Source organism: Allobosea sp. UC22_33, assembly GCF_042700715.1.
Taxonomy (GTDB): Bacteria; Pseudomonadota; Alphaproteobacteria; order Rhizobiales; family Beijerinckiaceae; genus Allobosea.
In genome coordinates, this window is sequence record NZ_CP170556.1 from 4,138,148 (window position 1) to 4,161,693 (window position 23,546).

25 protein-coding genes are annotated in these 23,546 nt (G+C 66.6%); 12 read left to right on the forward strand and 13 right to left on the reverse strand.

The features are described from left to right. Positions 1 to 33 precede the first annotated feature (33 nt). Positions 34 to 912: an alpha/beta hydrolase family esterase gene (locus ACFJGT_RS20115; RefSeq protein WP_377841556.1), complete on the reverse strand. Its 879-nt coding sequence runs from the start codon at positions 910 to 912 to the stop codon at positions 34 to 36. A gap of 155 nt (positions 913 to 1,067) precedes the next feature. Here ACFJGT_RS20115 and ACFJGT_RS20120 point away from each other — a divergent pair, with 155 nt between their 5' ends. After that, positions 1,068 to 1,640 carry a sigma-70 family RNA polymerase sigma factor gene (locus ACFJGT_RS20120; protein ID WP_377841557.1) on the forward strand — a complete coding sequence of 191 codons (573 nt, stop codon included), beginning with the start codon at positions 1,068 to 1,070 and terminating at the stop codon, positions 1,638 to 1,640. 91 nt (positions 1,641 to 1,731) lie between these two features. Next, the gene (locus ACFJGT_RS20125) at positions 1,732 to 2,373 is read left to right on the forward strand and encodes an NrsF family protein (RefSeq protein WP_377841560.1); all 642 of its coding nucleotides are present in this window, start codon (positions 1,732 to 1,734) and stop codon (positions 2,371 to 2,373) included. A 53-nt stretch (positions 2,374 to 2,426) separates the two neighbouring features. On the opposite strand, the gene ACFJGT_RS20130 is transcribed toward ACFJGT_RS20125, so the two are convergent. From ACFJGT_RS20130 to ACFJGT_RS20140, 3 genes are read right to left on the reverse strand one after another with little or no spacing between them, the layout of a single operon-like run. After that, complete coding sequence (locus ACFJGT_RS20130) at positions 2,427 to 3,446, reverse strand: ABC transporter substrate-binding protein (RefSeq protein WP_377841563.1); 1,020 nt, start codon at positions 3,444 to 3,446, stop codon at positions 2,427 to 2,429. Between the two features lie 48 nt (positions 3,447 to 3,494). Continuing rightward, positions 3,495 to 4,361, reverse strand: coding sequence for an ABC transporter permease (locus ACFJGT_RS20135; RefSeq protein WP_377841566.1), 867 nt, complete (start codon positions 4,359 to 4,361; stop codon positions 3,495 to 3,497). Between the two features lie 16 nt (positions 4,362 to 4,377). Further along, positions 4,378 to 5,157, reverse strand: coding sequence for an ABC transporter ATP-binding protein (locus ACFJGT_RS20140; protein WP_377841568.1), 780 nt, complete (start codon positions 5,155 to 5,157; stop codon positions 4,378 to 4,380). Between the two features lie 125 nt (positions 5,158 to 5,282). Between ACFJGT_RS20140 and ACFJGT_RS20145 the strand changes: the two genes are divergently transcribed. Then, on the forward strand, positions 5,283 to 5,948 hold the full coding sequence (locus ACFJGT_RS20145; protein WP_377841570.1) for a response regulator: 666 nt from the start codon (positions 5,283 to 5,285) through the stop codon (positions 5,946 to 5,948). Further along, positions 5,935 to 7,296: a sensor histidine kinase gene (locus tag ACFJGT_RS20150; RefSeq protein WP_377841574.1), complete on the forward strand. Its 1,362-nt coding sequence runs from the start codon at positions 5,935 to 5,937 to the stop codon at positions 7,294 to 7,296. The genes ACFJGT_RS20145 and ACFJGT_RS20150 overlap by 14 nt, the downstream gene beginning before the upstream one ends. A gap of 91 nt (positions 7,297 to 7,387) precedes the next feature. Here ACFJGT_RS20150 and ACFJGT_RS20155 read toward each other — a convergent pair whose 3' ends face one another. From ACFJGT_RS20155 to ACFJGT_RS20170, 4 genes are all read right to left on the reverse strand, one after another. Beyond that, positions 7,388 to 8,059: a protocatechuate 3,4-dioxygenase subunit beta gene (locus ACFJGT_RS20155; protein WP_377841577.1), complete on the reverse strand. Its 672-nt coding sequence runs from the start codon at positions 8,057 to 8,059 to the stop codon at positions 7,388 to 7,390. Between the two features lie 19 nt (positions 8,060 to 8,078). Continuing rightward, the gene (gene pcaG / locus ACFJGT_RS20160; protein WP_377841580.1) at positions 8,079 to 8,708 is read right to left on the reverse strand and encodes a protocatechuate 3,4-dioxygenase subunit alpha; all 630 of its coding nucleotides are present in this window, start codon (positions 8,706 to 8,708) and stop codon (positions 8,079 to 8,081) included. 135 nt (positions 8,709 to 8,843) lie between these two features. Beyond that, positions 8,844 to 10,343, reverse strand: a complete 1,500-nt coding sequence (locus ACFJGT_RS20165; protein WP_377841583.1) for a tripartite tricarboxylate transporter permease — start codon at positions 10,341 to 10,343, stop codon at positions 8,844 to 8,846. Continuing rightward, positions 10,340 to 10,744: a tripartite tricarboxylate transporter TctB family protein gene (locus ACFJGT_RS20170; RefSeq protein ID WP_377841585.1), complete on the reverse strand. Its 405-nt coding sequence runs from the start codon at positions 10,742 to 10,744 to the stop codon at positions 10,340 to 10,342. The genes ACFJGT_RS20165 and ACFJGT_RS20170 overlap by 4 nt, the downstream gene beginning before the upstream one ends. A gap of 212 nt (positions 10,745 to 10,956) precedes the next feature. On the opposite strand from ACFJGT_RS20170, the gene ACFJGT_RS20175 reads away from it, so the two are divergent. Continuing rightward, positions 10,957 to 12,024, forward strand: a complete 1,068-nt coding sequence (locus tag ACFJGT_RS20175) for a mandelate racemase/muconate lactonizing enzyme family protein (RefSeq protein WP_377841587.1) — start codon at positions 10,957 to 10,959, stop codon at positions 12,022 to 12,024. Positions 12,025 to 12,036: 12 nt separating this feature from the next. Here ACFJGT_RS20175 and ACFJGT_RS20180 read toward each other — a convergent pair whose 3' ends face one another. Both ACFJGT_RS20180 and ACFJGT_RS20185 read right to left on the reverse strand, forming a co-directional pair. After that, positions 12,037 to 13,008 (reverse strand): Bug family tripartite tricarboxylate transporter substrate binding protein, encoded by a 972-nt coding sequence (locus ACFJGT_RS20180; RefSeq protein WP_377841590.1) that lies wholly within the window; start codon positions 13,006 to 13,008, stop codon positions 12,037 to 12,039. Between the two features lie 120 nt (positions 13,009 to 13,128). Then, positions 13,129 to 14,142 (reverse strand): amino acid ABC transporter substrate-binding protein, encoded by a 1,014-nt coding sequence (locus tag ACFJGT_RS20185; protein ID WP_377841594.1) that lies wholly within the window; start codon positions 14,140 to 14,142, stop codon positions 13,129 to 13,131. A gap of 52 nt (positions 14,143 to 14,194) precedes the next feature. Here ACFJGT_RS20185 and ACFJGT_RS20190 point away from each other — a divergent pair, with 52 nt between their 5' ends. Genes ACFJGT_RS20190 through ACFJGT_RS20215 form a run of 6 tightly spaced genes read left to right on the forward strand, consistent with a single transcriptional unit; the run spans position 14,195 to position 19,303 of the window. Next, positions 14,195 to 15,016: a glutathione S-transferase family protein gene (locus ACFJGT_RS20190; RefSeq protein WP_377841596.1), complete on the forward strand. Its 822-nt coding sequence runs from the start codon at positions 14,195 to 14,197 to the stop codon at positions 15,014 to 15,016. Further along, positions 15,009 to 16,214, forward strand: a complete 1,206-nt coding sequence (locus ACFJGT_RS20195; RefSeq protein WP_377841600.1) for a CaiB/BaiF CoA transferase family protein — start codon at positions 15,009 to 15,011, stop codon at positions 16,212 to 16,214. The genes ACFJGT_RS20190 and ACFJGT_RS20195 overlap by 8 nt, the downstream gene beginning before the upstream one ends. Positions 16,215 to 16,225: 11 nt before the next feature. Beyond that, positions 16,226 to 16,840, forward strand: a complete 615-nt coding sequence (locus ACFJGT_RS20200) for a carboxymuconolactone decarboxylase family protein (RefSeq protein ID WP_377841602.1) — start codon at positions 16,226 to 16,228, stop codon at positions 16,838 to 16,840. Further along, a complete protein-coding gene (locus tag ACFJGT_RS20205) occupies positions 16,833 to 17,708 on the forward strand; it encodes an amidohydrolase family protein (protein ID WP_377841604.1) in 876 nt (291 codons plus the stop codon). Before ACFJGT_RS20200 ends, ACFJGT_RS20205 begins: the two co-directional genes overlap by 8 nt. A 36-nt stretch (positions 17,709 to 17,744) precedes the next feature. After that, a complete protein-coding gene (locus tag ACFJGT_RS20210; RefSeq protein WP_377841606.1) occupies positions 17,745 to 18,524 on the forward strand; it encodes an enoyl-CoA hydratase/isomerase family protein in 780 nt (259 codons plus the stop codon). Continuing rightward, entirely contained in the window at positions 18,524 to 19,303 is a 780-nt protein-coding gene (locus ACFJGT_RS20215; RefSeq protein ID WP_377841608.1) for an enoyl-CoA hydratase-related protein, read from the forward strand. Before ACFJGT_RS20210 ends, ACFJGT_RS20215 begins: the two co-directional genes overlap by 1 nt. A 105-nt stretch (positions 19,304 to 19,408) precedes the next feature. On the opposite strand, the gene ACFJGT_RS20220 is transcribed toward ACFJGT_RS20215, so the two are convergent. Next, the gene (locus ACFJGT_RS20220) at positions 19,409 to 20,158 is read right to left on the reverse strand and encodes a GntR family transcriptional regulator (RefSeq protein ID WP_377841611.1); all 750 of its coding nucleotides are present in this window, start codon (positions 20,156 to 20,158) and stop codon (positions 19,409 to 19,411) included. A 176-nt stretch (positions 20,159 to 20,334) separates the two neighbouring features. Here ACFJGT_RS20220 and ACFJGT_RS20225 point away from each other — a divergent pair, with 176 nt between their 5' ends. Then, positions 20,335 to 21,789, forward strand: coding sequence for an aromatic amino acid lyase (locus tag ACFJGT_RS20225; protein ID WP_377841615.1), 1,455 nt, complete (start codon positions 20,335 to 20,337; stop codon positions 21,787 to 21,789). A 233-nt stretch (positions 21,790 to 22,022) separates the two neighbouring features. Here ACFJGT_RS20225 and ACFJGT_RS20230 read toward each other — a convergent pair whose 3' ends face one another. Both ACFJGT_RS20230 and ACFJGT_RS20235 read right to left on the reverse strand, forming a co-directional pair. Then, positions 22,023 to 22,373, reverse strand: a complete 351-nt coding sequence (locus tag ACFJGT_RS20230; RefSeq protein ID WP_377841619.1) for a RidA family protein — start codon at positions 22,371 to 22,373, stop codon at positions 22,023 to 22,025. Positions 22,374 to 22,417: 44 nt separating this feature from the next. Further along, a complete protein-coding gene (locus ACFJGT_RS20235; RefSeq protein ID WP_377841622.1) occupies positions 22,418 to 23,530 on the reverse strand; it encodes an NAD(P)/FAD-dependent oxidoreductase in 1,113 nt (370 codons plus the stop codon). Positions 23,531 to 23,546 lie beyond the last annotated feature (16 nt).

Consider the following 23,546-nt stretch of genomic DNA (forward strand, 5'->3'; position numbering starts at 1 on the left):
GAAATCGCGCGGGAGCCCGCTTTGGTTACACGATCACGGAGACGTGAGACCAAGGGCCGAAGCGGGCGGCGGCATCGTCAGCCGCCAGGCGCGTTCGACCCAGACCGCATCGGCGATATGCCCGCCAGCGTGCAGACAGAGTTCCAGCCGCGCCGTGCCGCCGCAACCGGTCGCCACCCGACAGGCCAGGACTTCCGGCGCAAGAGCGGCGCGCGCAGCTTCCGCCCAGCCTGCGGTACAGCCGCCCGGCGCGAAAACCGCGAGGCTTTTGAAGACATCGCCTTGCCTGGAGCCCTGGCGGAGGCTGCGGCCGGCGAGCGGCACGGTCATATCGCTCGTGCCATGGACATGGATCAGCGGCCGGCGGGGGCCGTCGCAGCTTTCCGGCAAAGGCTCCCAGAAGGCACCGGCGATCGGCGCGAAGGCGGCGAAGCGCCGCGGCATCCGGCAGGCGAGATACCAGACCATCGAACCGCCCTGCGAGAAGCCGCTGGCGAGGATGCGGCCGGAATCGATGGGAAAGCGCGCGACGACATCATCCAGAACCTGCCCGACGAAGGCGAACTCGTCGCGTTGCCTTGCGGGCGAACCCGGAAAGGACCATGACCGGCCGACGCCATCGGGAGCGATCAAGGCGACCCCGAGGCGGTGGGCGACGGCGACGAGGCCGGGATCGGCGATCACCTCCTCGGCCGAACCCTGATAGCCGTGGAAATAGATGATCGCGCCGATCTTCCGCCCTGCCGACGCCTGCGGGGGCAGCACGATGCGATAACCGCCGCTCGCCACGCTGCAGCCGGTATCCGCCGGGCAGGCATCGCGGGACTGGACGGGGGCCGGCGTCTGCGGGGCGGCCGATGCCGCCAGGACGAAACCGGCCAGCGCACCGGCGAGCCCTAGCCTCGATGCCATGTGCGATCTCTCCACTGCTTCGGTGAAGCCTGCCCCTGCGCGCGAGCGTAGCCGGGGCGAGCCGGCGCTTCATCTCGGCATCGCGGACTTGTGAGCCGGCGGCCGCCATGCAACGGAATTGCGTTACGAATCCCCCCTGCGAACAAGCGCAAGACGTGTCTCTGCAAGAGCTTGAAACCCAGCTCCGACCGGTCTTCCTCGCGGCGCTTGCCGGAGATGCCGCAGCCTATCGCCTTTTCCTCGACACCATCAGCGTGAGGCTGCGCGGTTATCTGCGCCAGATGCTGGCCCGCGCCGGCCGGATGGAGGCCAGCGAGGCGGAGGACGTGCTGCAGGAGACCCTGCTGGCGCTGCATCTGTCGCGCCACACCTATGATGCTTCAAGCCCGGTGACGGCCTGGGCCCATGCGATCGCGCGCTACAAGCTGGTCGATCATCTGCGTCGTTCCGGCCGCCACGCCGGGGCATTGCCGCTCGAAGACGAAGCGCACCAGCTCGCCGGCCCGCCCGAGGGCGTTGCGGCCGAGGCGCGGCTCGACCTCGCCCGTGCCATGGCCGCGCTGCCGGAACGCACGCGCCGGCTGATCGACAGGGTCAAGCTCCAGGGCGCGACGGTGGCCGAGGCGGCCCAGGCGACGGGCATGACCGAGACCGCCGCCAAGGTCGCGATCCATCGCGGCCTGCAGGCCATGGCGAAATTCCTGTCGAAACGACGGATGGGGCCATGATGCAGCGCCTTGCTTCACCAACACTGCGCGTAACGTTTCGCCGGCTCTTCGCGAACTTCCGGTCAGCCGCAACATCTTCGAAGATCGAGACATGCAGACCAACGATCTGATCTCCCTGATGAGCGCCAGCAACCGACCGGTGGATACCGGCTGGTTGCGCCGCGCGACCTGGCTCTGCGCGCTTGCAGCGCTCGCGGCCACGGCCGGGCTCGTCCTGATGACGCTCGGCACCCGGCCCGATCTCACCAGCGCCTGGATGACGCCGCCAGTCCTTGCCAAGGCCGCGTTCGGGGCCAGTGTCGCGATCATTGCGCTCGCGCTGTTCCAGGCCAGCCTGCGACCGGGCCTGAAGCCCGCGCGGCGCCTGCCGCTCATTGCAGTCCCGCTTCTGGCGGCGGCGGGCTGGGCCCTTCTGACGCTGGCGCAGGCGCCGGCCGCGGAATGGGGTCTGCTTATCTTCGGCCGGCACTGGCGAGCCTGCCTGATCGCGGTGCCGCTCTACGCGCTGCTGCCGCTCATCGTGCTGCTGGTGCTGGCGCGTCGCGGCGCACCGGTCGATGGCACCCTGACGGGGGCCTGTGCCGGCCTCGCCTCGGCCGGGCTGGCGACCGTCGCCTACAGCCTGCATTGTCCGGACGATACGGCGCCCTTCCTGGCGACCTGGTACACGCTCGCAACCGCGATCGTTGCCGCGCTCGGCGCGTTCATCCTGCCGCGCTGCCTGCGCTGGTGAAACGACGCCGCCACGGGTGACGTGGCGGCGTGGGATGCCTCGCTTACGAGGACCTAGCTGCCCGAACGGCCGGCGAGCTGCGGCACGAACATGTCGCTCCACTTGGCGGGCTTGACCTTGATCGAGCCGGCCTTGTGCATGAACTCGGTGAATTTCATCACGCCCTCGGGCGTCGCAGTGAAGCGCGAGTCCTTGTCCTCGATCATCTGCTGCACCTCGGCGGCATCGACCTTCACCTTCGAGCTCTTGGCGAAGATCTCGGCCGCGAGCTTCTTGTCCTTGTCGATCAGCGCGTTGGCGTCGTCCATCGCGTCGATGAAGGCCTGGGTCATCTTCGGATTGGCGTCGACGAACTTCTTCGGCGCGAAGGTGACGTCGAGCGTCAGGTTGCCGAGATAGTCGACCGAATTGAGCACGCGGTGGATGCCGGGGCTCTTGGCCTCGATGTACTGGAAGGGCGGCGAGGTGAAATGCGCCTTGATCTCGGTCTTGCCGCCGATGAGCGCAGCGAGCGCCTCCGGATGCGGCAGGCTCACGGTCATCGGGTCCATCTTGGCGTAGTTGGCGTCGCCGAATTCCTTGGCCGCGATCATCTGCAGCACAACGGCGGCGAGCGAGGTCTTGATGCCGGGCAGTGCGATCTTGTCCGCCGCGCCGAAATCCTTCAGCGACTTCAGCTCGGGCTTGTTCGACATCAGCCAGAGCGACGTCGAGCTCATGCCGGAGACGCCGACGACCTCGACGCCCGGAATGCCCCTGGCCTTGGCCCAGAGCGTGACGAAGCCCGGTGCCCCGGTGCCGGCGAAATCGAGCGTGCCGGCCATCATCGCGTCGTTGATGACGTTGCCGCCATCGAGCATCAGCCAGTTCACCTTGACGTCGCCGAGGCCCGCCGCCTTGGCGCGCTTCTCCAGGAACTGCTGGTCCTGCATCACGATCAACGGCAGGTAGAGGATGCCGAAGCCCTTGGAGATGCGGACTTCCGAGACCTCGGCGCGGGCCGGGGCGGTGGCCAGCGCCGCGCCGAGCGCAGCGACGGTGAAGGCGGTGCGCAGGAATGTCTTGAATGCCATGGGTATTCTCCTCCGATTGGTGGCCGTTCGGCCTTGTGAATTCAGGTTTTAGTGCTGCATGCCCCAGCGGCGGATCGTCTTGCGCTCGATGGTGGCGAAGATGACGTTCTCGACGAAGAGGCCGATCAGGATGACGGTGAAGAGGCCGGCGAAGACGTTGGCCGTCTCGAGCTGGTTGCGGTTCTCGAAGATGAACCAGCCCAGCCCGCCCGAGCCCGAGGAGACGCCGAAGACGAGCTCGGCCGCGATCAGGGTGCGCCAGGCGAAGGCCCAGCCGACCTTGAGCCCGGTCAGGATTGCCGGAAAGGCGGCGGGGATCAGGATGAGCCGCACCAGCTTCAGGCCGCGCAGGCCGTAGTTCTGCCCGACCATGCGCAGCGTGTTCGAGACCGAGCGGAAGCCGGCATGGGTGTTGAGCGCGATCGCCCAGAGCACCGAATGCACCAGGACGAAGATGATGCTGCCGGTACCGAGCCCGAACCAGATCAGAGCCAGCGGCAGGAGCGCGATCGCCGGCAGCGGGTTGAACATCGAGGTCAGCGTCTCCAGCAGGTCGGCGCCGATGTGCGAGCCGATCGCCAGCGTCGTGAGCAGGGCCGCGAGCCCGATGCCGATTCCGTAGCCGATCACCAGCGTCTGCAGCGAGACCAGCATGCGCTGCGGAATGACGCCGTTGACGATGTTCTCGACGAAGGCCTGGACGGTCTGGCCGAAGGTCGGGAACAGCAAGGGGTTGCCGAGCCAGCGGCCATAGAGCTCCCAGGCAAGGGCGAGCACGGCCAGGATCAGGCCCTTGCGAACGAAGCCGAGGCGATAGACCCGCTCGACCCAGCCGATGGTCTTGGCGACCACGGGGGCATCGCTGGAATTGACGTCGCGGAGGATTTCCGGACGGAAGCTGACGAGATCGGTCATGTCGGTCTCCTCCGGTTCAATGATGCGCGAACAGCATGTCGTTGATGCGGGTTTCGAGCGCGGCCTGCTTGCCGGTGCCCATCTCCTCGGGCGGCACGCTGTTGAGCTCGGCCTTGACCTCGCCGGGATGCGGCGAGAGCAGCAGGATGCGGGTGCCGATCCTGATCGCTTCCTCGATCGAGTGGGTGACGAAGAGCACGGTGAACCTGGTGTCGTCCCAGAGCCGCAGCAACTCGTCCTGCATCTTGCGGCGGGTCAGCGCGTCGAGCGCGGCGAAGGGCTCGTCCATCAGCAGCACGTCCGGCTCCATCGCCATGCCCCGCGCGATGGCGACGCGCTGCTTCATGCCGCCGGAGAGCATATGCGGGTAGCTGTCGATGAACTTGGTCAGGCCGACCTTGTCGATATAGGAGCGGGCGCGCTCCTCGGCCTCGGCCTGGCTCGCGCGGCCAGAGGCGGTCAGCGCGAAGACGACGTTCTCGCGCACCGTCTTCCAGGGCAGGAGCTGGTCGAACTCCTGGAACACCATCATCCGGTCCGGGCCGGGGCCGGAGACCTTGCGGCCCTTCAGGCTGATCTCACCCTCGACCGGTGTCAGGTAGCCGCCGATCGCCTTGAGCAGGGTCGACTTGCCGCAGCCGGACGGCCCGAGCAGCACGAAACGGTCTGACGGATAGACATCGAAGGAGACGCGCCGCGTCGCGGTCACCACCACGTCGGGCGTCTTGTATTGCAGCGTCACGCCCTTGACCGAGAGGAGCGGAGTCGCAGTTGCAGCGTCGAACGGGGCCAGCATGCACTCTCCCTTGTTTGGTTTCCCTGCGCACTTATGGGCGCTTGAGAGATGGGATAGCCTGCCAAGCTGACGTGAACCTGACTGAGGCGCCGTAACGGCACTGACGAGTGAAAGGACCTATCCGCTTGCGCGTACTGGTCGTCGAGGACACCGCCGATATCGCCGAGGCCGTGGTGATGCGGCTGGAGAAGATGGGCCACGCCGTCGATTGGGAGCAGGATGGCATCACGGCCTCCGAGCTCCTGGCGGTGCAGGCCTATGATCTCGTGGTGCTTGATCTCAGCCTGCCCGGCCAGGACGGCCTGGCGGTGCTCCGGCAGATGCGGGCACGCCGGCTGAAGACGCCGGTGCTGGTGCTGACGGCCCGCTCGGCGGTCGACGAGCGCGTCGGCGCGCTCGATCTCGGCGCCGACGACTACCTGATCAAGCCTTTCGACTATGGCGAGCTCGAAGCCCGTGCGCGGGCACTCCTGCGCCGCAGCGCCGGCCAGTCCGACAATCTGCTGCGCGTTGGGCCGCTCGTCATCGACCGGGCCGGGCGTGTCGCGAGCATCAATGATCGGCCGCTCAACCTGACACGGCGGGAGCTGACCGTTCTCGAAATCCTTGCGGCCCGTCCCGACCGGATCGTGCCGAAGGAGGAGCTGGTCGAGCAGCTCTTCAACTTCGACCAGGAGGCCAGCCCCAACGCGGTCGAGCAGTTCGTCGCGCGCCTGCGCCGCAAGCTGGCCGATGCCTCGGTGGAGATCCGGACCCTGCGCGGATTGGGGTATCAGCTTGCGGTTGTCTGAGCTGCGCCTGTCGCTGCGCTTCCGCATCATCGCCGTGCTCACGGTGGTGCTCACGGCGGGCGCGGTCGTGCTCGGCGCTGCCGCCTGGCATTCGTCTTCGCTCGCCGCCCAGCATGCTTATGACCGGTTGCTGCGCGGCGGCGCGGTGCAGATCGCCGAGAATGTCTATGTCCAGGGCGGTGTCGTCGCGGTCGATCCGCCCGTGTCGACGATTGCGACGCTCGCCGATTACGACCTCGTCTTCTACAAGGTGGTCGATCCCCGCGGCATCGTGGTCGCCGGCTACGAGGATCTCGCCTCGGCCGCCGATCCTGTCGATGTCAAAGCCGGCGTCGTGCTCGAAGATGGGCTTTATCAGGGCCAGCACGTTCGCATCGCGACGCTGGCCCGCCAGATCGACTTGGCCGGAACCGACAACTGGGCGACGATCGTCGTTGCCCAGACGACCGAGGCGCGGCGTGCGCTTGCGCGCGATCTGACGCTGAAGGCGCTCGGCGTCATCGCCGTGATGAGCGTGCTGGCTCTGCTCGCGGCCGCCTATGCCGTGACGCTCGCCCTGAAACCGCTCACCCGGATCGAACGCGAGATCGCCGCACGGAGGCCGGATGATCTGCGTCCGATCAAGGCCGAGCCGCCGCTGGAAATCCGCAATCTCGTCGAGGCCATCGACGATTTCATGCGCCGCCTGTCCGAGCGGATGGCGATCATGCAGCGCTTCATCGCCGATGCCGCCCATCAGATCCGCACGCCGCTCGCCGCGCTCGATGCCCAGGTCGAAATCCTGATCGGCACGCCGGCCTCGCGACGCAAGGCCGATACCGTCAAGCGGATCCATGAGCGCACGGCCGAGCTCGGCCGCCTCACCGGGCAATTGCTCGACCATGCGATGGTGATCCACCGGAGGGATGCCGCCGTCACCGCGCCGGTCGATCTCAACGAGCTGGCCAAGGCCGTGCTTGCCAAGGCTGTGCCACTTTCGCTGCCCCGCGAAATCGATATCGCATTCGCGCCGGCCGAGACATCGCCGATGGCCAACGGCGATGCCGTGAGCCTGCGTGAAGCTCTCAGCAATCTCATCGACAATGCGCTGAAACACGGCGCCCGAAGCCGCCTTCTCGTCACGGTCGGCGCTGACGAAACCAAAGCCTGGATCGAGGTGGCCGACGATGGTGACGGCTTTCCCGCTTCACCGGCGGAGCTCATCCAGCCTTTCGTCAAGGGCCCCGCCTCTCGCGGCTCGGGTCTAGGCCTCGCGATCGCGGCAGAAGTGGCGACGGTGCATGGCGGCGAACTCATCGTAGCGCGGGACAGCGGCATGACCCGGGTCCGGCTCGTGCTCGCGCGCTGAGCCGCGACATCCGCAGCCGGCTGATCACCCGCGCGGGGTACGAGCTTGGCTGGCACCGCAGCGGCAGGTTGTGTCATGACCTGCCGCTTGCTCAGTTCTCGAAGTAACTGGCGTTGCGCCCACCGATCACGATGTCCCATCGATACAGAGCCTCGCCATGGACCCCCTTCCCGGCAGCCTGTCCGAAATGCCGCTGTTGCGCCTCGCCAAGCAGAATGAACATCGGGTCGCGGGCGAGGTGGGGGTCGCCTTCGAAATACATCTGCGCGATCAGGCGAGCCGAGCCGCCGCGGACCGAGACATGGACATGGGACGGCCGCCAGCGGTCGATGTCGGGGCGCGCCAGATAGGAACCGGGCCGGATCGTGCGGAAGCGGTAGCGTCCCTGATCGTCCGTCATCGTTCGGCCGAAGCCGAGGAAGTTCGGATCGAGGCGCTCCCGGACCGGGTCCTTCACATGGGCGTAGCGCCCCCATCTGTTGGCGTTCCAGATCTCGATCAGCGTGTTGCGGACGGGGCGCCCGAACGCGTCGAAGACATGGCCGGAAATCTCGATGACCTCGCCTTCGGCCTGCGGGCGGCCGGGCGCGATGCGGGTCAGGTCGTTCTCGCCGAGCTTGAGCCCCGGCAGATCGGTGACCCATGGGACGAAGCTCAGGCGGGCCGCCTGGGGAATGAGATGCAGGCGCTCGCTCGGTACGCGCCGTTCCGCCGCCCCGTCGGTCGGGCCGGGCAGCATCAGCCGTCCTCGGTTCATGATCATGAGCGTGCTCCGCCGTTCGTCAGCTCGAAAGATCGTCGAAGAATGGGGTCTCGCCCTCACCGCGCATCACGATCGCGATCTCGTAGATCGCGGGGCCGTCGCTCGGGTTGGACGTCAGCCTGGCAACGAGTCGATCGCGCAGCTCCGCCGGCAGGCTTTCGAGCAAGGGGTCGCGCGCGTTTGCCTCAGGCTCGTCGTCGAAGAAGATCTGCGTGACCAGCCGGGTGATCCCGTCGGAGAAGATCGTCAGCGTGATATGCGGCGCGCGTGCGCCCATGCCGTTTCCGGCGGCGATCGCGCCGGGCTTGATGGTCTTGAAGACGAACGGTTCCAGGGTCGTGACCAGCCGGCCGTACCCGTCGAAATACGGGTCCAGCAGCGGGTGGTCCGGCGCGTCGGGTGTCCGCAGGATTCCGGCCGCGTTGGCCTGCCAGAATTCCAGCAGCGCGTCGTCGACCGGCTGTCCCTCGCAATCGAGAAGGCGCCCGCGCAGGATGATCGGCTTGCCCTGCGGCCCCACGCTGAGCCCGTGATGGAGGCGCGTCAGGTCGCTCCGATCGTCGTCGACGAAGGAATAGGGATAGTAGGGACCAACCGTGTCCTCCGCCAGAGGCTCCAGACGATTGGTGAGGAGAGACGGGCTGGTCATGTCGTTGTCTCCGATGTCGTCGCGACGGCCCCTCGCCTTCCCGGCGATGATCCACAGCCTCCGAGCCAGCCCGCTTCCTGTTCGCGAAGCGGGATCGACCGGCTGGCCTTGGCGCCCCCTTGCATGCGCATGGCGTTACGCATCGACCATCCTCGACCGCGTACGCCGGAAGGATGGGAGGAGGATCATCACGAGCAGTGCGGCCGTGGCGACAAGCAGAGCGATGCAGATCGGGCTTGCGAAGATCTGGACATCGCCGCCCGAGATGAGCATCGCGCGGCGCAGGTTTTCCTCCATCGCCGGCCCCAGGATGAAAGCAAGCACCAGCGGCGCAAGCGGACAATCCAGAAGGGTGAGGATGATGCCGGCCAGACCGAACGCCGCCAGCATCACGACTTCGAAGACGCTCATGTTCACAGAGTAAATGCCGATGCAGCAGAACAGCAGGATCGCCGGGAACATCAGGCGGTAGGGCACCTGCAGCAACCGAACCCATAAGCCGATGAGCGGCAGGTTGATCACGAGCAGCATCAGATTGCCGACCCACATGGATGCGATCAGCCCCCAGAACAGCGTCGGCTGCGCCACGGACAGATTCGGGCTCGGCGCGATACCGTGGATCAGCATGGCGCCTGCCATCATCGCCATGACCGAGTTGCTGGGAATGCCGAGCGCCAGCATCGGGATGAACGAAGCCTGCGCACCGGCATTGTTGGCGGCCTCCGGGCCGGCCACACCTTCGATCGCGCCGTGGCCGAACTGCTCGGGCGACGAAGACAGCTTCTTTTCCGTCGAATAGGCGGCGAAGGAAGCCAGCATCGCGCTGCCCCCCGGGAGGATGCCGAGCACCGCGCCGATACCCGTGCCCCGCAGGGCTGCCGGCCAGGCCCGGCGCCAGTCTTCGGCGGTCAGGCGCAGCGCCGAAACGGGCTGCGTCCGCCCGCCCTCCTCCTGCGGTCGCGCCAGGTTGAGCACCACCTCGGCAATGCCGAAGACCCCCATCGACAGGGCTGCGATGCCGATGCCGTCCCGCAATTCGTTGACGCCGAAGGTGAAGCGATCGAGGCCTGTATTGACGTCGGCCCCGACCGAGCCGAGCAGCAGCCCCAGCAGGATCATTCCGATCGATTTCAGCAGCGAGCCTTGCGCGAACACGATGGCGGCGATCAGGCCGAGAACCATCAGGCAGAAATATTCGGCCGGCCCGAAGCGCTGCGCCGCCGCGGTCAGGGCGGGGCTGAAGAAGGCGATCAGCAGGGTCGTGATCGTGCCCGCCAGGAAGGAAGAAAGCGCCGCGGTGGCAAGCGCCGTGCCCGCCCGGCCCCTGCGCGCCATCTCGTAGCCGTCGAGGCAGGTGACGACGGAGGACGATTCGCCGGGCAATCGCATCAGGATGGCGGTGGTCGAGCCGCCATATTGTGCACCGTAATAGATGCCGGCGAGCATGATCAGGGCGCCGGTCGGCTCAAGGTAATAGGTCAGCGGCAGCAGCATCGCCATGGTGGCGATCGGCCCCAGGCCCGGCAGAACACCGATCAGGGTGCCGATCAGCGCGCCGACGAAACAGTACCAGAGGTTGATCGGGGTCGCCGCGACGGCCAGCCCGCCGGCGATGGAGGAGACGATGTCGCTCACAGCGGCCAGACCTGAACCGAAAGCCTGAGGACATAGCCGAACAGCACCGCGGCAAAGCCAGAGAAGATCACCGCGACGACCGGGACCTCCCGCCAGCGCGCCTGCGGATCACCGAGCGCTGCCGCCAGAACGCAGGCAAGGCAGGCAACGAACAGGCCGGCGCGCTCGATCAGCATGCCGAACAGGATAATCGCCAGGCTGACGCCGCTTGCTGCGCGCAGCGGAAAGGCCGGCCACCGCCTTGGGCGCCATGCCGCGCCCTTGACGACGAGCAGGAGTCCGGTGCCGAACAGGCCCACTGCGACGGCGCGCGGTATGTAGCCCGGCCCCATATCCAGCGAGCTTCCGGCCGGATAGCTGCGGCCGATGAAGAGGGCCGCGAGCCCCAGCGCGCCGAACATCAGTCCAGCCGCGAGATCGCTCCCGGCGCTCCTTGCTTCCGGGCCGGACTCTGCCAGGCTTTGGGGGGCAGTTTCGTTCTGCTCTTGCATGACGTCTCGCTCCCGGAAAAGGCGCAGCTCTCATTATGCCTATAGACTAGTTTTATATACTATTGCTAAGCAGGCAAGCCAGCCGATGGCATGCGGGTCGTGTGGAAGGTTCGGGAGGCCAGATGCCCATCCAGACAATCAGGACGGTCGCGATCGACCAGCGCTTGACGGATCCCGAATGGCGCTTTGCGCAGGGGCCGCTCGCGGGGATCCGGGGCTTTGCCATCGTCATAGCGGACGGACGGGGCGTTGAAGGCCACGGCTATATCCGCGCGATGCCGCCATGGACGGAGCCCCTCGCCGTCGTGAAGGCGACCTTCGATCATCTCTGCGAGGGCCTGGTCGGACAGGACGAGACAGCGATCGGCGCCATCATGGACGGACTGGATCGACGGCTCCATGGCGCCCTGCCGGTCAAGGCCGGAATCGAGTGCGCCTTGCTTGACCTGCGGGCCCGTGCACTCGGCATCCCCTTGCACGACCTGTATGGCGGCAAGCGGCAGGAGCGCTTCGCCAATACCCGCATCATCCCCCTGAAATCGCCGCAGCGCATGGCGGAGGTCGCCGCGGAGCTGGCGGAGGCCGGCTTCAGGCACCTGAAGGTCAAGGTGTCCGGCGAGCCGGAACTCGATATCGCGCGCGTCCGCGATGTGCGCGCGGCGGTCGGGCAGGATATCGCGCTGATGATCGACGCCAATGAATCCTACCCGCCGAAGCTGGCGGTGCGCACCATCAACGCCATGGCCCGCTATGGCCTGGCGCTCGTCGAGCAGCCCACCTCCGCCCGCGACTTCAAGAGCCTGATCGCCGTGGCCGCCGCGCTCGACATTCCCGTCGAAGCGGACGAGAGCGCCCAGGACCTCCAGTCGATCCTGCGGATCGTCGAGGCCGGCCATGTCGCCTCGATCAATCTGCGCATTCTCAATCATGGCGGCCCGAGCCGCACCGCGCAGGCGATCGCGATCTGCCGTGCCGCGAATGTCGATTTCCGTTTCGGCGCGGTCTTCGGTTCGAGCATCGTCCATGCCCATACGCTGCATCTGGCGGCGAGCCTGCCGCCTCCGCACTTTCCGCACGAGTTCTCCGAGATGGCGCTGCTCGACAACGACCTGTTCTCGGGGCTGCATCTGGAAGCAGGAACAGTCGCCGTGCCGGGTGGGGTCGGCACGGGGCTCGTGTTCAACGGCTGAAGCGCTGCGGGCTCACTCGAACTTGAGCCCTGCCTTGGCGATGATCTCGGCATAGATGTCGCGATCCTGCGCCACGGTCTTTCCGAAATCGGCCGCCGGCTGATAGGCCGGCTCCCCGCCGAGCCCGCGCAGCTTCTCCTGCGTCGCAGGGTCCGCCATGACCCGCGCGAGCGTCACGTTGAGCTTGTCGGCGACTGTTGCTGGCATGTTCGCCGGGCCGACGAGGCCGACCCAGGAATGGGCGACGAATTGCGGAAAGCCGCTTTCCTTCATCGTCGGGACATCCGGGAATTCCGGCGAGCGCTTCTCGTTGGTGGTGGCGAGGATGCGGATCTTCCCGGCCTTGGCGAGCTCGCCGAGCTCGCCGCCGATCATCAGCGGGATATGCCCCGCCACGATATCGTTCAGGGCCGGGCCGCTGCCGCGATAGGGAACATGCTTGAGCGCCGCGCCGGATGCGATGCTGACGAGTTCGCCCGCCAGATGGCTGTAGGTCCCGACACCGCTGGAGGCATAGCCGATGCTGTTCGGCTTTTGCTTCGCCAGCGCCACGAGCTCGGCCATCGATTTCGCCGGCAGACCGGGATAGGCACCGATGAAGGTGAAGCCCTCGATGAGCCGCGCCACCGGCGTGAAATCCTTCACCGGATCATAAGGCAGCTTCTTGTCGACATTCGGCAGGATGGAGAGCACGCCGGCCGAGCAGAGCAGCAGCACATGACCATCGGGCTGCGCCTTCGCGACGAAGTCCGCGCCCGTCGCGCCACCGGCGCCCGGGCGGCTCTCGACCAGGAAGGGCTGGCCCAGATCCTTGCTGAGGGCGTCCGCGATCAGGCGCGCGACGGCCTCGACCCGCCCGCCCGGCGCGAAGGGCACGATCATGCGGACCGGCTTTGTCGGATAGCTCTGGGCGGCTGCCTCGGTCATGGCCATGCCCAGCAAGGCGGCGATGACCGCCAGGCATTTCAGGCTCGACGCTTTCATTTCAAATCTCCCCTTTTTTGTCGTTCTTGGATCAGGTTGACGGGTCGCCTGGTCCCCACCAGGAGTAGAAAGGCGATCGCGCCCCGCTTTCGCAGGGCGCTTCAGGAAGCGGCGCGCCTGTCAGCGGACCGGCGGGGCATATTGCAGGCCGCCCTTCGACCAGAGATTGTTGGCGCCGCGCGGGATGCCCAGCGGCGAGGACGGGCCGAGATATGTCTCGTAGCTCTCGCCGTAATTGCCGACCTGCTTGACGATCCGGTAGGCCCAATCCTTGGTCAGCCCGAGGCCTTCGCCGAGATTGCCGTCGACGCCGAGGAAGCGCTTGATCTCGGGATTGGCCGATTTCAGCTGCTCGTCGACATTGGCCGAGGTGAGGCCCAGCTCCTCGGCATTGACCATGGCGTAATGCGCCCAGCGGACGATATTGGCCCAGGCTTCGTCGCCACGGCGCACGGCCGGTCCGAGCGGCTCCTTCGAGATCAGCTCGGGCAGGATCACGAAATCCTGCCCGTTGGCCACTTTCAGGCGATAGGCGTAGAGCGCCGACGCATCGGTGGTGAAGACGTCGCAGCGGCCGGTCTCGAACGCCTTGATGGCCTCGTCGCCCGAGGCGAAGCTCACCGGCTCGTATTTCAGTCCGTTCTTCTGGAAGAAGTCGGCGATGTTCAGTTCGGTGGTCGTGCCGCCCTGGACGCAGACCGTCGCGCCGCCCAAATCCTTGGCGGATTTGATGTTCATCGATTTCTTGACCATCAGCGCCTGGCCGTCGAAATAGGTGATCGCCGAGAAGGACAGGCCGAGCGTCGTGTCGCGCGACAATGACCAGGTGGTCTGGCGCGAGAGCACGTCGACTTCGCCGGACTGGACGACCGCGAAGCGGTCCTTCGGATTGAGCGAGATGTATTTGACCTTCCTGGCATCGCCCAGGACCGTCGCGGCGACGGCGCGGCAGAGGTCGACATCGAGCCCGCCCCATTGTCCCTGCGCATTCGGCAGCGAGAAGCCGGGAACGCCCGGGCTCGTCCCGCAGATGAGCTCGCCGCGCTCCTTGACCTTCTCGAGCGTGCCGGCCTGCGCCGATACCGCCGCGCCCATGATCGCCACCGCCGCGAAAGCAGCATGGATTGCCTTCATCGTTTCCTCCCGCCCATTTTTTAAAAGGACATAAGACTAGCCTATTGCCGTAATGGATCATCGTCAACCGCGGCCGCCGCTCGACCTTGAGAGCTCCTTCACCACACGCTTCCGCATGATTTGCGAGCCTATCTGCGCCCGTGGCCGGCAGACCGATCAGCCATCGCGCTCGACAGATCAGCTCCGGGTTGTTATAGGCCATAAAACTGAACTAATAGATCTGCGCCGATCGGGCTGGGAGCGTGCAATGGGCGATTTGACACTTCACTGGTCGCCGCGATCGCCTTTCGTGCGGAAAGTGATGGTGGCCGCGCATGAGCTGGGCCTCACCGATCGGCTGACGCTGCGGCGCACGGTCGTACAGATGACGAAGCCGAACCCGGACCTGCTGCCCGACAATCCGCTGAGCAAGATTCCGACGCTGGTGCTCGCCGACGGCTCGGCGCTGATCGATTCAGGAGTGATCTGCGAATATTTGGATTCACTGGCCGGTGGCGGGGTCATCATCCCCGCTACGGGGCCGGAGCGCTGGAGCGAGCTCAGCCGTCATGCGCTGGCGACCGGCTTTCTCGACCTGCTGATCCTCTGGCGCAACGAGCGCAACAAACCCACGGAGCGGCAGACGGCGGATTGGCTGTCGAGCTTCGCCACCAAGGCATCGGCCTCTCTGGCGCGCTTTGAGAGCGAAGCCGGCCCGATCGCGCCGGGGCCGCTGTCGCTCTCGGGGATCGCGCTCGGCTGCTGCCTGTCCTATCTCGATTTCCGCTTCACCGATCTCGACTGGCGGGCTGGACACCCAAAGCTCGCGCAATGGCACGATGCGTTCCGCCAGCGGCCTTCGGCTATCGCCACTGAGGTCCGCGACGATGGCTGACATCCGGCGCCAAGGTCCCCTCTCACATGTCCGGGTCCTCGATCTCAGCCGGATCATGGCCGGCCCATGGGCGACGCAGATCCTCGCCGATCTCGGCGCCGACGTGATCAAGGTCGAGCGCCCGGAAGCCGGCGACGACACCCGCGCCTGGGGGCCACCCTATCTCAAGGATGAGGCCGGCAACCCGACCAGCGAAGCCGGCTATTATCTCTCGGTCAATCGCGGGAAGCGCTCGATCACCGTCGATATCACCAGCCCGAAAGGGCAGGATATCATCCGCCGTCTCGCGGCCAAGAGCGACATCGTCGTCGAGAACTACAAGGTCGGGACGCTCACGCGCTACGGGCTCGACTACGAGGCGCTGAAGGCGATCAATCCCCGCCTGATCTTCGCCTCGGTGACGGGCTTCGGGCAGAGCGGCCCGCGCAAATCCGCCGCGGCCTATGATTTTGCGATCCAGGCCATGGGCGGCCTGATGAGCGTCACCGGCGAGCGCGACGGCATGCCGGGAGCCGGCCCGCAGAAGGTCGGCGTTCCCATCGTCGACATCATGACCGGAATGTACACCGCGGTCGGCGTGCTCGCCGCGCTGGTCCGGCGCAACGAGACCGGCAAGGGCGACAATATCGACCTCGCCATGCTGGATGTTCAGACCAGTTTCCTCGCCAACCAGGCGATGAACTGGCTGGTCTCGGGCCGCGCTCCGGTGCGCGGCGGCAACCGCCATCCCAATATCCAGCCTCAGGACGTCTTCCCCTGCGCCGATGGTTTCATCGTGCTGGCGGTGGGCAATGACGGGCAGTTCGCCAAGCTCTGCGAGGCCCTGGGCGAGCCGCAATGGGCGCAGGACCCGCGCTTCGCCACCAACCCGGCGCGCGTCACCAATCACAGCCTGCTCGATCCGCTGCTGCGGGCGGCTTTCGGCCGGCTCAACCGCGACACGCTCATCGCAGCGCTCGATGCAGCCGGCGTTCCCTGCGCACCGATCAACACGGTGCCGGAGGTGTTCGACGACCCCCAGGTCAGGCACCGGGGCATGCTGCGCCAGTTGCCGCATCCGCTGGCCGGCAAGGTTCCGCAGATCGTCAGCCCGCTGAATTTCGAGAACGAGCCGCTGGCGTTCGATCGTCCGCCGCCCTTGCTCGGGCAGCATACCGACGAGATCCTCCGCGATATCGGCCTGGCCGAACAAGCTTGATGGAACACAGAATGGGGCGCCTCTACCTCCCGGCCGTCGATGAGATGACGCCCGATCAGCGCAAGGTCTATGACGAGGTCGTCTCCGGGCCGCGCGGGCGATTGGTCGGGCCGCTGCGCGCCGTGATCCATAGCCCGGAGCTCGCCACGCGCTGGTCGAGGCTCGGCGAGTTCCTGCGCTATTCGACGCTGCTGCCGGCCAGGCTCAACGAGCTCGCCATCATCGTCGTCGGGCGTCACTGGAACAGCCAGCTGGAGTTCCATATCCATGCGGAAGCCGCGAAGGTCGCGGGCCTGGGCGCGGATTGCATCGAGGCCATCCGGCTGGGCGAGGCACCGGTCCTCGCCGAGGACGAAGAGCGCGAGATCTACGACTATGCCCGCCTGCTCGTGCAGACCGGCACCGTTCCCGACGACGTGCATGCGGCGATCGTCGCGCGCTGGGGCGAGCGCGGCGCCGTCGAACTCACCGGTGTGATCGGCTATTACACGATGGTGTCGATGACGCTGAACGCGCATGGAATTCCGCTGCCGGACGGAGCGGCGCCGCCTCTGCCCCTATTGCAGGACGGCCCGACACGCCTGCCGGCTTCGATGCGGGCGTCCGAGGGAGCTCGTCGTGACTGAGACGGTGGCCCCGAGGTCGCATCGGGCGCCCGGCTGGACGCTGCCGGCCGGCGCCTGCGACTGCCACGCGCATGTCTTCGGGCCTTATGAGCGCTTCCCGGTATCGCACGCGATGCATTACGTCGCGCCGCTGGCTCCGGCGGCGGCGCATCGCGACATGCTGGCGCGCATCGGCCTGACCCGTGGCGTCCTCGTCCAGCCAGGGGCCTATGGCGAAGATCCCGCTCCGATCGTCGATGCCTTGATGCAAGGTGAAGGCCGCTTGCGCGGCATCGCTGCCGCGAGCGAGCGGGTGCCACAAGCCGATCTCGACGCCTGGCATGCGGCGGGCATTCGCGGCTTGCGCTTCAATGACATGACCGTGCCCGGCGGAACCGGCCCCTTCCCGGGCTCGGTCGGCACCGAAACTCTCGCAGCCATGGCGCCCGGCATGCAGGCGAGAGGCTGGCACGCGGAAATCTGGGCCGAGATAGACCGGCATGTCGCGAATCTGCCGCTGTACCGCGCCAGCGGCCTGCCGATCGTGCTGGACCATATGGCCGGCCTGCAGATCGCGCGCGGTCTGGACGATCCGTCGTTCAAGGCGATCCTCGAGGCCCTGCGGGAGGGCTGGCTCTGGATCAAGCTCGTGCTGTGCCGCTGCTCGCAGGATTTTCCGGATTATGCCGATGCCCGGCCGTTCCATGATGCCTTGATCGCAGCCAATCCCGACCGCGTGGTCTGGGGTTCGGACTGGCCGCATCTGCGCCTTGCCGAGCGGGCTCCCGATATCGGGCACCTTCTCGATCTCTTCGCGGAATGGGTTCCGGATGCAGGGTTGCGGCACCGGATCCTCGTCGACAATCCCCGCAAGCTCTACGGGTTCTGATGCCGCCTCGCGGCCGCGTTCGATACGGAGTTTCAGATGGCCAACGCTCTTGAATGCCTGACGGTCGAGGTCAGCGATTTCGTCGCGACAGTGACGATCGATCGCCCCCCGGTCAACGCGCAGAACCGCCAGTTCCGGGAGGAGATCGTCGCCGTCTTCGACATGCTGAGCGACCGCGCCGATGTGCGGGCGATCGTGCTGACCGGCGCCGGCAAGACCTTCTCGGCCGGCGCGGATCTCAAGGAGCGGCCGGGCCTGGCGGAGGAGCCCGGCGCCTATCCGCGCCATAATCGCCTCGTGCGCGCCTCCTTCGACACGGTGATGGAATGCGCCAAGCCAGTCATCGCCGCGGTCAATGGCGCTGCCATCGGCGCCGGCTGCGTGCTCGCCCTGTGCTGCGACATCGTCCTCGTGGCGGAGGAAGCCTTCTTCGCGATGACCGAGGTCGATGTCGGGCTTGCCGGCGGCGTCAGCCATGTCAGGCGGTTCTTTCGCGAATCCGATGCGCGAATGCTGATCTACACGGCGCGTCGGGTGCGCGGTTCGGAGCTCTACCGGATGGGCGTCGCCTCGGATTGCGTGCCGGCCGAGCGTCTGCTCGGACTGGCGCAGGAGATCGCGCGCGAGATCGCCTCGAAAAGCCCCTCCGCCGTCCAGGTGGCCAAGCGATCCTTCAATGTCACCGAGGGTCTCGAACTGCGCGACGGCTATCGCTTCGAGCAGTCGCAGACCGTGGCATTGGCTTCCTCCGAGGACACCAAGGAGGCGCAGCGCGCCTTCGCCGAGAAACGCAAGCCGGTCTTCGGGAGCCGCTAATGAGCACGGCCGAGATCGTCACGGTCCATCATCCATCCGATGGCGTCGCGGTCATCACGCTGAATCGCCCGGAGCGGCGCAACGCGCTGAACCTCGCGATCAAGGCGCGCATCGCCGACGCAGTGCTGGCGCTCGAGGCGGATGCGAGCGTGCGGGTTATCGTCCTGACCGGCGCGGGCGGCTATTTCATCGCCGGCACGGATATCGCCGAGATGGAGCCGATGAGCCCGGCCCAGCATCAGGCCCTCGCGACCGACCGGATGTTCACGGTGCTGCGGCGCTGCCCGAAGATCCTGATCGCGGCCGTCGAAGGTTACGCGCTCGGCGGCGGCTGCGAGACCGCCCTGTGCTGCGACATGATCGTCGCTGGCGAAGGCGCCCGCTTCGGCCAGCCGGAAATCCGCGTCGGCATCATGCCCGGCGCCGGCGGCACGCAGCGCCTGCTGCGCACCATCGGCAAATACCGAACCATGAAGCTCGCCCTGACGGGCGACCCGCTGACCGCGACCGAAGCGTTCCAGGCCGGCCTGCTCTCGGAGATCGTGCCCGATGGCAGCGCCCTCGACCGTGCCCTGGCCATCGCCGGCACCGTGGCCGCGATGCCGCCGCTCTCGGTCCTGGCGATCAAGGAAGCCGTGCAGCTCGGACAGGACGTGCCGCTGGAAACGGCGCTCGCGCTGGAGCGCAAGGCCTTCGTCCAGCTTTTCGACACGCAGGACCAGAAAGAAGGAATGCGTGCCTTTCTGGAAAAACGGCCGCCACAGTTCAAGGGAAGCTGATCGCTTGCGCAATTCCGCAATTCTCCGAATCGCGGAATTGCGCAAGGTTGTTGTTGTGTCGCGTTTTCTTCACGCGAACCGGTGTCCGCTTCGCTCGAAAATGCTCTAGCGCAGCTTCACGTCGAATTTGACGACATCCCCGCGATAGATGCCCTTGGCGTCGAGCACCAGCACGTCGTTCTGGTCCAGCGCCTGCCGATGGACGAAGGCGACCGGAGAATCCAGGGAGATTCCGAGCGCCTCGCTGGTCTCGATATCCGCCGTGCCGATGGTCAGGGTCTGACGCGCATCGGCGATCTCGATGCCCTCGACTTCGGAAATCAGGCGCAGCGCCGTCTTCGATTCGAGATCGCGCTGGGTGATGCGATCGCGAAGCCGCTCGTCGATATGGAGATCGGCGAGAAGGAAGGGCTGCCCGTGCCGCCAATGCCGGCGCCGGACATGCCGATAGGCCGGCGCGAGCGTTCCGATCTGCCCCTCGAAGGCATTCAGCACCCGATCGGGCTCGTCATGGAGGATTTCGATCGTCGCGTCGTAGTTCGGGCGCAGCAGGCCCGACCAATCCGTGCCGACCGCGCACCACAGGTTCTCCGCCGGCCGCCGGCGCACGAATGTGCCGCGCGCCCGGTAGCGCTCGATCAGCTCCTCGTCTTCGAGCAGGTCGAGGGCCTGGCGGATCGTCGCCCGCGCCACGCCGCATTCGGTGGCAAGCTCGTCGACGGTCGGGATCTGCTCCCCGACCTGCCATTGCCCGGCCTCGATCCGGCGCCGGAACAGCGTGGCGAGCTGATGATACCGGGAAATGCCGGTGCGCTTGAAATCCAACGGCTTCGAAGAAACGCTGCGAACGATCATGCGGCTCCCAATGCGACCTGCGACGATCGACACGCTACCGCAACGGCGGGCGATTGACGAGCCGCAAGCCTGCCATTAATTCGATGAACTAGCTTATTGTCCTTTTGAGCAGCCCGACAGCACCGCGGGCAAGCTCCGGGTCGCAGATCGCCGCCACGCCGCCGAGACGGATCATCATGCAGACTATCGTCGAGATCACCGGCCGCAACCTGTCTCCGGAAGCGATCGCCCAAGTCGCCCGTTCCGGAGCGCATGTGTCTCTCACGCCAGAGGCGATCGAACGCATCGGCCATTCCCGCGCGGTCGTCGACGAGGTCGTCCGCAAGGGCGAGAAGATCTACGGCGTCACCAGCAGCGTCGGCGCCAAGACCGGCACGATGCTCGCACCCGACCGGATCCCCGAATTCAATCGCCGGCTCCTCCTGACTCACAATATGGGGCACGGCCCCCTCGCCTCTCCGGAAACCGTGCGGGCGATGATGGTCGTCCTGCTGAACAGCATGGCGACCGGCTATCTCGGCGTGCGGCCGATCATGGCCGAGATTCTGGTCGGCGCCCTCAATATGGATCGCCGGATCGATGTCCATCTCTGGGGTTCGATGGGCCAGAGCGACATGTCGCCGATCGCTGATCTCGCGCTGGAGCTCTACAAGGATCATGATTTCGCAGCCGGCGAGGCGCTCGCCCTGCTGAACTCCAGCGCGCTGTCGATCGGCACGGCAGCCCTCGCCTTCCACGACCTGACACGCATGCTAGATCTCGCGACGCTGGCCGGCGCCTTCAGCATGGAGGGCTTCGCCGCCAATCCGTCGATCGTCTCGGAAGCCGCGCTGAACTCCCGCCCCTTCGACGGCGTGCTGCGCCATGGCCGTGCGATCCGGGCCTATCTCGACGGCAGCTACCTGATGCAACCCGGCGGGCCGCGCCACCTCCAGGATCCCCTCAGCTTCCGCTCATTGCCGCTGATTCATGGATCGGCGGCCGACAGCTTCGCCTTCGCCGGCAAGCAGCTCGCCATCGAACTGGGCGCAAGCCAGAACAATCCGATCGTCGCGATCGAGCAGCGTCAGCTGGTCTCGGTCGCCAATTTCGACATGGTTGCCCTTGCGATGGCGCTGGATGTCGCCCGGCTCGCGATGGTGCCCGTCGTGACCAGCTCGACCGAACGCTTGGCCAAGCAGGCGGATTCGTTCTGGTCGGGCTTGAATGTCGGCCTCATCGAGGAAGACGGCGTCGGCCTGCCGGGCTTCAACGGTCTTGCGCAATTCCACAAATCGATCACCTCGGAAGCGCGGCTGCTCGGCGCGCCCGTCGTGAGCGAGCTGGCCAGTTCCAGCCATTCCAACGGCAATCTCGACCGCGCCAGCATGGCCGGCCTCGCGGCGCGACGGATGGCGGACATGGCGACGCTCTGCCGCTCGATCTTTGGCATGGAGCTCATGGTGGCAGCGCAGGCTGTCGAGATGCGGCAGGCCAAGCCTCTTGGCGCAGTGACCTCCCAGCTCTTTGCGTTCGTCAGGCGCGCTATTCCCTATGCAGGAGCCGGACAACGCGTGCCTCACGCCGGGCAGCTGATCGCCCATCTTGTTGCTAACGATGCCGAAATCGACCGCCTGATTGGGATGGCATAACGCGTGCGCATCGATTGCCTGCGCGCCTCTGCCGCTCCGACTTCGCCTATGACCACGCTCGCGATCTCTGGACCTGCCCAACCGGGACGGAGCTTCGTCAGTATCGACGCCCTCTCAGAGTTGGACAGGCTCCTAGGGTCAGGACTCGTTCGTCATAGCCAGAAGATGACGATCCAGTGCACTGTCGCGCTCTGGATCTTTTCGGGAGGGGGAGCTGCTTCTCAGCCGATTCTCTAAGCCTTCGCCGCCACGACGACGACTTCGATCAGGCGCTCCGGCGTGCCGAGATCGGCGACCCCGATCGTCGCCCGCGACGGCAGGTCGTCGCCATCGATCCATTCCAGCCAGGCTTCGTCCATTTCGGGCTTGCGGGCCATGTCGGTGATGTAGATGCGCGCGGAGAGAAGCTGCGATTTGTCCGATCCGCACTCGGCGAGCACCTGGTCGAGCTTGTCGCAGATCTGGCGGGTCTGCTCCTTCATGCCGACCGAGAGGTCGTTGGCGGCATGGCCGCCGACATAGAGCACGCCGTTATGCTCCACGACGCCGTGCATGATGCGGTGCTTGCGATGACGCTTGATCATTGGCTCTTCTTTCGCTGTGTGAACTTGGTCCGATGGCGGCCGCTTCAGGCGGCGCCCGCCCCTGGAGCGTAGGGGGCGAGGGCGATCTCCAGCGGCCGCTCCGCGACGAGGTCCGCGAGGAGCTTGCCGGCGAAGGGGCCGATCGTCAGGCCGGCGGCGCCTAGCCCGTTGCCGACCGTCAGGCCATCGATGCCGGGGATGCGCCCGAGGATCGGCCGGTGCTGCGGCGTGAAGGGGCGGAATCCGATCCGCGTCTCGATATGGGTCGCATGCGCGAGGCCCGGCGCGATCGCGAGCCCGGCCGACAGCACCTCGTGTTGGCCGGCCGCCGTGACGCGGTAGTCGAAGCCGCTGCCATCCTCGCGGGTTGCGCCGATGACGACGCGGGAATCGTCGAAGGTCAGCATGTAATGGCTGCTCATCGGCAGGAGCACGGGCCAGGCCGCCGTGGCGATGCCAGGCAGGCGCAGATGCACGATCTGACCCTTCTGCGGCGCCACCGGATGGTCGATGCCGAGCGGGCGCAGGATTTCGGGCGCCCAAGCGCCACCGGCCAGGATGATCTCGTCCGCGACGAGGGTCTTGCCCGCGCTGTCGATGGCGCGCGCCTTGCCGCCGTCGAGCGCGAGCGTCACGCGGTCATGCCGGTAGCTCGCGCCCATCGTGACCGCGGCGCGGATCATAGCGGCAGCGAGCAGCCGGGCATCGACCCGGGCGCCGCCGGGGATGTAGACTGCTTCCAGGTCGTCCCGCAGCGGCGGGAACAGGGCCTGCGCCTCGGCAGGGGTGAGGTCGCGGACGGCTCCGGCCTCTGGGGCCTGCGCGACCCGCCTTGCGATCCGGGCGCGCGCGGCTGCGAGCTCGGCCGGGTCTTCCGCTACCACCAGCGCACCGACCTTGCCGTAGCCGAGATCGCGTTCGCCGCGCGCCGTCAGCCCGCCGATCAGCGTCTCGTAGTAACGTGCGCCGGAGGCATACATCCGATACCATTCCGGCTCGTCGATCTTCGTCGCCCAGGGGCAGATGATGCCGGCGCCCGCCATCGTCGCCTTGCCCTGATGCGCCTCGTCGACGATGTCGACCTGAACGCCGAGCGACGCCAGATGATAGGCTGCGCTGGCTCCGAGGATGCCGGCGCCGACGACGAGGACGCGCATGATGTTTCCTTTGGCT

Excerpts from the sequence above, each read along its gene's own strand:
- ACFJGT_RS20115 (WP_377841556.1), bottom strand. The coding sequence starts at position 912 with ATGGCATCGAGGCTAGGGCTCGCCGGTGCGCTGGCCGGTTTCGTCCTG.
- ACFJGT_RS20125 (WP_377841560.1), top strand. The coding sequence starts at position 1,732 with ATGCAGACCAACGATCTGATCTCCCTGATGAGCGCCAGCAACCGACCG.
- ACFJGT_RS20130 (WP_377841563.1), bottom strand. The coding sequence starts at position 3,446 with ATGGCATTCAAGACATTCCTGCGCACCGCCTTCACCGTCGCTGCGCTC.
- ACFJGT_RS20135 (WP_377841566.1), bottom strand. The coding sequence starts at position 4,361 with ATGACCGATCTCGTCAGCTTCCGTCCGGAAATCCTCCGCGACGTCAAT.
- ACFJGT_RS20140 (WP_377841568.1), bottom strand. The coding sequence starts at position 5,157 with ATGCTGGCCCCGTTCGACGCTGCAACTGCGACTCCGCTCCTCTCGGTC.
- ACFJGT_RS20155 (WP_377841577.1), bottom strand. The coding sequence starts at position 8,059 with ATGATCATGAACCGAGGACGGCTGATGCTGCCCGGCCCGACCGACGGG.
- pcaG (WP_377841580.1), bottom strand. The coding sequence starts at position 8,708 with ATGACCAGCCCGTCTCTCCTCACCAATCGTCTGGAGCCTCTGGCGGAG.
- ACFJGT_RS20170 (WP_377841585.1), bottom strand. The coding sequence starts at position 10,744 with ATGTTCGGCGCGCTGGGGCTCGCGGCCCTCTTCATCGGCCGCAGCTAT.
- ACFJGT_RS20175 (WP_377841587.1), top strand. The coding sequence starts at position 10,957 with ATGCCCATCCAGACAATCAGGACGGTCGCGATCGACCAGCGCTTGACG.
- ACFJGT_RS20180 (WP_377841590.1), bottom strand. The coding sequence starts at position 13,008 with ATGAAAGCGTCGAGCCTGAAATGCCTGGCGGTCATCGCCGCCTTGCTG.
- ACFJGT_RS20185 (WP_377841594.1), bottom strand. The coding sequence starts at position 14,142 with ATGAAGGCAATCCATGCTGCTTTCGCGGCGGTGGCGATCATGGGCGCG.
- ACFJGT_RS20190 (WP_377841596.1), top strand. The coding sequence starts at position 14,195 with ATGGATCATCGTCAACCGCGGCCGCCGCTCGACCTTGAGAGCTCCTTC.
- ACFJGT_RS20195 (WP_377841600.1), top strand. The coding sequence starts at position 15,009 with ATGGCTGACATCCGGCGCCAAGGTCCCCTCTCACATGTCCGGGTCCTC.
- ACFJGT_RS20200 (WP_377841602.1), top strand. The coding sequence starts at position 16,226 with ATGGGGCGCCTCTACCTCCCGGCCGTCGATGAGATGACGCCCGATCAG.
- ACFJGT_RS20210 (WP_377841606.1), top strand. The coding sequence starts at position 17,745 with ATGGCCAACGCTCTTGAATGCCTGACGGTCGAGGTCAGCGATTTCGTC.
- ACFJGT_RS20215 (WP_377841608.1), top strand. The coding sequence starts at position 18,524 with ATGAGCACGGCCGAGATCGTCACGGTCCATCATCCATCCGATGGCGTC.
- ACFJGT_RS20220 (WP_377841611.1), bottom strand. The coding sequence starts at position 20,158 with ATGATCGTTCGCAGCGTTTCTTCGAAGCCGTTGGATTTCAAGCGCACC.
- ACFJGT_RS20225 (WP_377841615.1), top strand. The coding sequence starts at position 20,335 with ATGCAGACTATCGTCGAGATCACCGGCCGCAACCTGTCTCCGGAAGCG.
- ACFJGT_RS20230 (WP_377841619.1), bottom strand. The coding sequence starts at position 22,373 with ATGATCAAGCGTCATCGCAAGCACCGCATCATGCACGGCGTCGTGGAG.
- ACFJGT_RS20235 (WP_377841622.1), bottom strand. The coding sequence starts at position 23,530 with ATGCGCGTCCTCGTCGTCGGCGCCGGCATCCTCGGAGCCAGCGCAGCC.